The following is a 7,104-nucleotide window of genomic DNA, read 5'->3' as shown; positions in this document are numbered from 1 at the left end:
CCAACCCACACCGGGTTGGGGGGTCTCCCACATTAACACCACAACGCACCAGCAAAAAGGCCCCAACCACGACGGTTGGGGCCTTTGGTCTTTAACAACAAGTCCTCGATGCGAACGAGCATGGGGCCCAGGTCCTTGTGAGACTTGCCACGGGATGCCCGAAAGCAGCTTCCCGGGTTCAGTGGCTCTGGTGGCGTCGAATAGAATTGCATAAGACATACGAGTCGGTAGTTCAGTGCTGCCGGCGGCGTGACAACGAAATAAGGGTTATGAGCGACTACGCACGCGCCAGTGGTCGGCTCGCAACAGGAGGAATCCACCATGGCTGAGCACAACGGCGGCAATCGCGGCGGCAATCGCGGAAACTTTGGCGGCAACAGGGACGGCCGCGGTTCGTTCCGCGCCAACAACAATTCCGGAGGGGACCCCAGGGGATTCCGTTCCAGGGAAAACCGGGATGGCAATGATCGTCCCTCCCGCGACGGTGAGCGCCGCTCGTTCGGCAGTGACCGCGGCGATCGCAAGCCTTTCGGTGACCGTCCCGAGCGGGGCGCCCGTAACTTCGACGGCCCTCGCCGCGACAACAACGATCGCAAGCCTTTCGGTGACCGTGGTGATCGTCCGGCACGTGATGGTGAGCGCCGCTCGTTCGGCAGTGACCGTGGTGACCGCAATGACCGTAGGCCCTTCAACAACGACCGTAAGCCTTTCGGTGACCGTGGTGATCGTCCGGCACGTGATGGTGAGCGCCGCTCGTTCGGCAGTGACCGTGGTGACCGCAATGACCGTAGGCCTTTCGGTGACCGTCCCGAGCGTGGTCCGCGGAACTTCGATGGCCCCCGCCGTGACAGCAACGACCGCAGGCCCTTCAACAACGACCGTAAGCCTTTCGGCGATCGCGGTGCACGTGATGGTGAGCGCCGCTCGTTCAGCAATGACCGCAATGACCGCAGTGACCGCGGTGACCGTAGGCCGTTCGGTGACCGTCCCGAGCGTGGTCCGCGGAACTTCGATGGCCCCCGCCGTGACAGCAACGACCGCAGGCCCTTCAACAACGATCGCAAGCCTTTCGGTGAACGCGGTGATCGTCCGGCACGTGATGGTGAGCGCCGCTCGTTCAGCAATGACCGCGGCAACTCCTGGGAAGAACGCCCTACCCGCGTTCCCAACGCCAAGGACATCCGCAGCTCGAACCGTCCCGACCGCGAACGTTCTCCCGAGATTGACGAGGATGTCACAGGTAAGGAACTGGACCGTGCCACGGGCCACCAGATCAAGACCCTTGAAGAGCAGAGCGCCGGCTGGGTTGCCAAGCACCTGGTCATGGCTGGCCGCCTGATCGACATTGAACCCGAACTGGCGTTCCAGCACGCTTTGGCTGCCAGTCGTCGTGGAGGCCGTCTCTCCGCGGTCCGCGAGGCAGTGGGTCTCACGGCCTACGCTGCCGGCCACTATGGCGAGGCACTGCGTGAGTTCCGGACCTACCGCCGCATCAGTGGATCCAACGTCCACTTGCCGGTCATGGCCGACTGCGAGCGTGGCCTGGGCCGCCCGGACCGGGCTTTGGACATGGTGCGTTCGCCTGAAGCCCAGGATCTCGATGCCCCGGGCAAGGTGGAGCTGGCGATCGTGGCTTCCGGTGCCCGTGCGGACCTTGACCAGCTCGATGCTGCTGTCAGCGAGCTCGAGATCCCGCAACTGGATATCAACCGTGCTTTCTCCTACAGCCCCCGCCTCTTCCGCGCTTACGCCGAGGCATTGAACGCTGTTGGGCGGACGGAAGAGGCCGACAAGTGGGCCCGCCAGGCCGTGGTCGCTGAGAACGCGCTGGGCGTCGGGGACTTCGCTGAACCTGAAATTCTTGACCTCGGCTGGGACGAGCAGGAAGAAGAAGCCGCGCGTAAGCCGCGCTTCCAGAAGCCGGCCCCGGAGACCGACGTCGTGCAGCCTGAAGCCGAAACGGTCATCGCGGAAGCTGCCGCGGCTGACGTGGCCCATGACGAGGTTGAACTCGATGACGCCGAGTCGGACTACTTCGAGTCCGATGACGCTGAGTCTGATATCGATTCTGCCGAGGACGACGATGAGTCCGACGAAGCAGAAGCAGGTAACGAGGGCACTGACTCCCAGCATGGCTGATTCCCTGATCTCTTCCTTTGATGCCGTCCTCTCCGACCTTGATGGCGTGGTGTACGCGGGACCGCACGCCATCCCGGGGGCCGTGGAGTCGTTGCAACGCCTCGAAAGCGTAGGCGTTGGCCTGGGGTACGTCACCAACAACGCTTCCAGGACACCTGCCCAGGTCGCCGCGCATCTGCGTGAGCTGGGTGCGCCGGCAGAGGACCATCAAGTGGTGAGTTCGTCGCAGGCCGCGGGGGAGCTCCTTGCGTCCATGCTGCCTGCGGGAGCGCATGTGCTGATCACGGGCAGTGCGGCCTTGGCCCACGAGATCGAACTTGTGGGGCTCAAGCCTGTCCACAGCGCGGCTGAGACCCCTGTTGCAGTCGTTCAGGGATTCAATCCTGAGATCGGCTGGAAGGATCTGGCGGAAGCCTCGTATGTGGTCGCGGGAGGTGCCATGTGGTTTGCCACCAACACTGACATGTCCATTCCGCAGGCACGTGGCATCGCGCCGGGCAACGGGACGCTGGTGGCAGCCGTGGCTGCAGCCACCGGAAAGACCCCCCTCGTCGCCGGGAAGCCGGAGGCGCCCCTCTTCCACGCTGCCGCCAAGCGTCTTAAGGCCGAACGGCCGCTGGTAATCGGTGACCGCCTCGACACGGACATTCTCGGTGGCAACCGCGCAGGATTCGCGACGGCGGCCGTGCTCACGGGCGTTGATACCACCAGTACCATCCTGGCTGCGCGCACCGATGAACGCCCCGACTTCCTGCTCGCGGACCTGGAGGGACTGTACGCCCCTTATCCGGCCATCACGGACGACGGCGGCACGTTCCGTTGCGGTGCTGCTTCGGCTTCCGCTGCGGACGGCACTGTGACTGTGATCGGGCATGAGGATGACCTCGACGCCTGGCGTGCGGCATGCGCCGCATGGTGGGCTGCCGTTCCCGATGCTGCGGAAGCGAAGGCCCCGCAGGTGGAATGGCGTACTCACTAGACTGGTGCGATGACCGAAATTCCCGCGCCTGAGCCGGACGACAACTCGGTGGAGTGGCCTGAGCCCGCCCACGCCACAGGCGATGCCCTGGTGGACAAGGCTCTGGGCGTCCTGGACAGTGTCCCCGACGTTCCCTTGGAGGACCACGGGGAGCTGTACACGCGGATCCATGATTCGTTGCTCGAAGCCCTGGATTCCGAACCGGGACTCCCAACGATCCAATCCAGCCCCCAACGTCCGGAAGGCAACAACTGATCCATGGCACGACTCGATCAGGAACTGGTCACCCGAGGGTTGGCGAGGTCCCGGACCCATGCCGCGAAACTGATCAGCGACGGCAAGGTTTCCTCCAGCGGGTCGGTCCTGGCGAAAGCGGCGCTCCAGGTCGATGGCGGCACTGAGCTGACCGTCCAGGCCCACCTGGAGGATATCTACGTCAGCCGCGCCGGTCATAAGCTGGCTGGCGCGCTCGAGGCCTTTCCCGCCGTCGTGGTTTCCGGCAAGCGGTGCCTCGACGCCGGTGCCTCCACGGGCGGTTTTACCGACGTGCTGCTCCGGCAGGGCGCGGCGGGCGTTGTGGCCGTGGATGTTGGTCACGGACAGCTGGTTCCCCAGCTTCGGGAGGATCCCAGGGTTGACGTCCACGAAGGGCTCAACGTCCGGTATATGACTCCGGAACAGATCGGCGGCCCGGCCCGGCTCACGGTGGCGGACTTGTCCTTCATCTCGCTGACTTTGGTGCTGGAACCCCTGGCGGCCTGCACGGAACCCGGCGGGGATCTGCTGCTGATGGTCAAGCCACAGTTCGAGGTTGGCAAGGAGCGGTTGAGCCGGAGCGGCGTGGTTTCCTCCGAGAATGAACGACGCCGGGCGGTTGCCCAGGTTGCCCATGCCGCGGTTGAATCGGGGCTGGATCTTCGGGGCCTGGCTGCCAGCCCGCTGCCTGGCCAGGACGGAAATGTTGAATACTTCCTGTGGATGACGCGCAGGATGTCGGCCGCGTTGCCTAAGATCGAAGAGCGGGACCAGCACGTAGCTGCCTTGTTGAAGAACCTCTGGCCGAACCACTAGAAAGCAGAACCCGATGAGCAGGCGTGTACTTGTCCTTGCCCACACTGGGCGGGAGGAATCGCTCCGCGCTGCATGGGATGCCTGTACGCAATTGCACTCGTCAGGTTTGGTTCCTGTGCTGCAGAAGTCTGAACTTGCCGATATCGAACGTTTTTTCGGTGCTTTGGACACTCCCATTGAGATTTTGAACGACCACGTCAGCCTCGAGGACGTGGAACTGGTCATGGTCCTCGGCGGTGACGGCACTATCCTGCGTGCTGCGGAACTGGTCCGCGAGGTCGATGTACCGCTGCTCGGAGTCAATTTGGGCCACGTTGGCTTCCTGGCCGAGAGCGAGCGGGCCGACCTCGCCCAGACGGTGGAGTGGATCGCGAGCCGCCAATACACGGTGGAAGAACGCATGACCATCGACGTCCAGGTGTGGATAAAGGGCCAGAAGATCTGGCACACGTGGGCGTTGAACGAGGCCGCCATCGAGAAAGCCAACCGGGAACGGATGCTGGAGGTCGTCACCGAAGTCGATGAACGTCCGTTGACCTCCTTCGGCTGCGATGGCGTGGTGATGGCTACGCCTACGGGGTCCACGGCCTACGCTTTTTCGTCGGGTGGACCCGTGGTGTGGCCTGAGGTTGAGGCCCTGGTGATAGTCCCCATCAGCGCGCATGCGCTCTTTGCCAAGCCTTTGGTGGTTTCTCCGCGCTCCAAGCTTGCGGTCGAAATCATGAACCGGACCGATGCCCAAGGCGTTCTTTGGTGCGACGGCCGGCGGTCAGTGGATCTGCCTCCCGGTGCGCGGGTGGAGGTGACCCGCTCCGCAACACCGGTGCGGCTCGCCCGGACCCACAAGACCCCGTTCTCAGCCAGGCTGGTCCGCAAATTCGAACTCCCCATCCACGGATGGCGCGGCCCGGCACCACGCCGGGGCGAAGTCCACACGGGTCCCATCCCGGTCATCAGAACCCTGTCACCGGCGCCTTTGCCGAGCCCGCGGGATGTCAATGCTCCCCGGGACGGTGACCCCTCCGATCCCACGAATGCGAAGTGAAGCATGCTTGAAGAACTCCGAATCCGTGACCTCGGCGTCATCACCGACGCCGCCCTGCCCTTGGGCCCGGGCCTTAGCGTCGTCACCGGCGAAACCGGCGCCGGCAAGACCATGGTGGTCACCGCCGTCGGGCTTCTCCTGGGTGCCCGTTCGGACGCCGGTGCCGTGCGCAACGGTGCCAAGTCCGCGTCTGCCGAGGCGGTTCTGAAGCTTGATCCCGCCCACAGCGCAGTGGAACGCACCCGCGAAGCAGGCGGCGACGCCGAAGAGTACGACGGCGTAGCGGAGCTCTTGCTTGCCCGTACCGTCGGCGCGGACGGCCGCAGCCGTGCTTACGTCGGTGGCAGAACCGCACCGGTAGGTGTCCTTGCAGAACTGGGCGAGAGCCTCGTGGTGGTTCACGGACAGACGGACCAGATCCGTTTGAAAGGCGCCGCTGCACAGCGTCACGCACTGGATCGCTTCGCAGGGGGAACCTTGGCCAAGTCGCTGGGGGAGTACCAGGATCTTTACCGGCATTGGAAGGCGATCCAAACCGAACTTGAGACCCTGCGGACTGAGGCACGCGAGCGGCTGCGTGAGGCAGAGTCGCTGGACGCCGCCTTGACGGAGATCGATGAGATCGATCCCCAGCCGGGCGAGGACGAGACCCTCAAGGCGGAAGCGGTCAAACTCGCCAATGTCGAGGAACTGCGGATTGCCGCGGCGTCGGCGCATGAGTCCCTGATCGCCGAGGAATTCGGCGAATCCGGCGATGCCACGTCCATGGTGGACGCAGCGAAGAGGACGCTTGAGCATGTGGCCGAGCACGATGAAACCCTCGGAGCCGCTGCGGCCAGGTTGGCTGAAGTGGGGTTCCTCCTCAACGACATTGCTGCTGAGCTCTCCAGCTACCAGGCCGCGCTGGACACCGAAGGCCCGGAACGGCTGTCCGAAATCGAGGAGCGCAGGGCTGCCCTCGCCAAGCTCATCCGCAAGTACGCTCCCAGCATTGACGAGGTCCTGGAGTGGGCGGCCACGGCGCGGAAAAGGCTGGATGAACTGCAGGACGATTCGAGCCGGATCGAATCCTTGGACGCCGAGGTGGCCTCTACGGAGGTGACGCTGCGCAAACTGGCCGCGGCCATCAGCAAGGCGCGTTCAAAGGCGGCCAAGGACCTGTCAGGGCGCGTCAGTGCCGAGCTGAAGGCCTTGGCCATGGCTGATGCCACCTTGGTGATTGAGGTGGAAAGCAGCGATGTCCTGGGGCCGTGGGGGACCGACGAGATTGCCTTCCTCCTCCAGCCGCACTCCGGCGCTCCCGCGCGCCCCCTGGGCAAGGGAGCTTCGGGAGGTGAACTGTCCAGGGTCATGCTTGCCATCGAAGTTGTCCTTGCTGCGGTGGATCCGGTTCCCACGTTTGTCTTCGACGAAGTGGACGCCGGTGTGGGCGGGCGTGCCGCCGTCGAAATCGGACGTCGCCTGGCCATGCTGGCACGCCACGTCCAGGTGCTGGTGGTCACCCACTTGCCCCAGGTTGCTGCGTTCGCCGATCAGCACATCCGTGTCACCAAGACATCGGTGCGCGGTACCGACGGGAAGACGGCCACGGGTTTCACCTCCAGCGATGTGCAGCTGCTCAGCGAGGACGAACGCGTCAAGGAACTGGCACGCATGCTGGCAGGGCAGGAGGACTCGGAATCCGCCCAGGCCCACGCGCAGGAGTTGCTTGACGACGCTAAGCTCCTGCCCCAGCGGGCCTGAACCTGGCGCTGTGAGGCGGAAGGTGAAAATGGGAGCACCATCACATCAATGCTTTTTGGCCGCCATGCTCTTGATTGGATCGCGGTCCTGGGCAACTATTGACCATTTGGGGAATCCGAACAGGACG

General features: G+C 64.2%; 6 protein-coding genes. All 6 read left to right on the top strand.

Annotated elements, in window-relative coordinates; translation table 11 throughout:
* Positions 1-321 precede the first annotated feature (321 nt).
* Genes PQ627_RS03320 through recN form a run of 6 tightly spaced genes read left to right on the top strand, consistent with a single transcriptional unit; the run spans position 322 to position 6,977 of the window.
* A complete protein-coding gene (locus PQ627_RS03320; protein WP_274258312.1) occupies positions 322-2,139 on the top strand; it encodes a hypothetical protein in 1,818 nt (605 codons plus the stop codon).
* Entirely contained in the window at positions 2,132-3,118 is a 987-nt protein-coding gene (locus PQ627_RS03315) for an HAD-IIA family hydrolase (RefSeq protein ID WP_274258311.1), read from the top strand. The genes PQ627_RS03320 and PQ627_RS03315 overlap by 8 nt, the downstream gene beginning before the upstream one ends.
* Before the next feature lie 9 nt (positions 3,119-3,127).
* Positions 3,128-3,373, top strand: a complete 246-nt coding sequence (locus PQ627_RS03310; RefSeq protein WP_274258310.1) for a hypothetical protein — start codon at positions 3,128-3,130, stop codon at positions 3,371-3,373.
* A 3-nt stretch (positions 3,374-3,376) separates the two neighbouring features.
* Entirely contained in the window at positions 3,377-4,189 is an 813-nt protein-coding gene (locus PQ627_RS03305) for a TlyA family RNA methyltransferase (protein WP_274258309.1), read from the top strand.
* A 13-nt stretch (positions 4,190-4,202) separates the two neighbouring features.
* A complete protein-coding gene (locus tag PQ627_RS03300) occupies positions 4,203-5,234 on the top strand; it encodes an NAD kinase (RefSeq protein ID WP_144662618.1) in 1,032 nt (343 codons plus the stop codon).
* A gap of 3 nt (positions 5,235-5,237) precedes the next feature.
* A complete protein-coding gene (gene recN, locus PQ627_RS03295; RefSeq protein ID WP_274258308.1) occupies positions 5,238-6,977 on the top strand; it encodes a DNA repair protein RecN in 1,740 nt (579 codons plus the stop codon).
* The last annotated feature ends 127 nt before the right edge of the window (positions 6,978-7,104 follow it).

This window comes from Paenarthrobacter sp. AB444, from assembly GCF_028736865.1.
GTDB classification, from domain to species: Bacteria; Actinomycetota; Actinomycetes; order Actinomycetales; family Micrococcaceae; genus Arthrobacter; species Arthrobacter nicotinovorans_B.
Note: the sequence above shows the minus strand (reverse complement) of the source record. Positions and strands in the feature narration are given on the sequence as shown.

What these genes read in the sequence shown, in the direction of transcription:
- PQ627_RS03320 (WP_274258312.1), top strand. Translation starts at nt 322, where the DNA reads ATGGCTGAGCACAACGGCGGCAATCGCGGCGGCAATCGCGGAAACTTT.
- PQ627_RS03315 (WP_274258311.1), top strand. Translation starts at nt 2,132, where the DNA reads ATGGCTGATTCCCTGATCTCTTCCTTTGATGCCGTCCTCTCCGACCTT.
- PQ627_RS03310 (WP_274258310.1), top strand. Translation starts at nt 3,128, where the DNA reads ATGACCGAAATTCCCGCGCCTGAGCCGGACGACAACTCGGTGGAGTGG.
- PQ627_RS03305 (WP_274258309.1), top strand. Translation starts at nt 3,377, where the DNA reads ATGGCACGACTCGATCAGGAACTGGTCACCCGAGGGTTGGCGAGGTCC.
- PQ627_RS03300 (WP_144662618.1), top strand. Translation starts at nt 4,203, where the DNA reads ATGAGCAGGCGTGTACTTGTCCTTGCCCACACTGGGCGGGAGGAATCG.
- recN (WP_274258308.1), top strand. Translation starts at nt 5,238, where the DNA reads ATGCTTGAAGAACTCCGAATCCGTGACCTCGGCGTCATCACCGACGCC.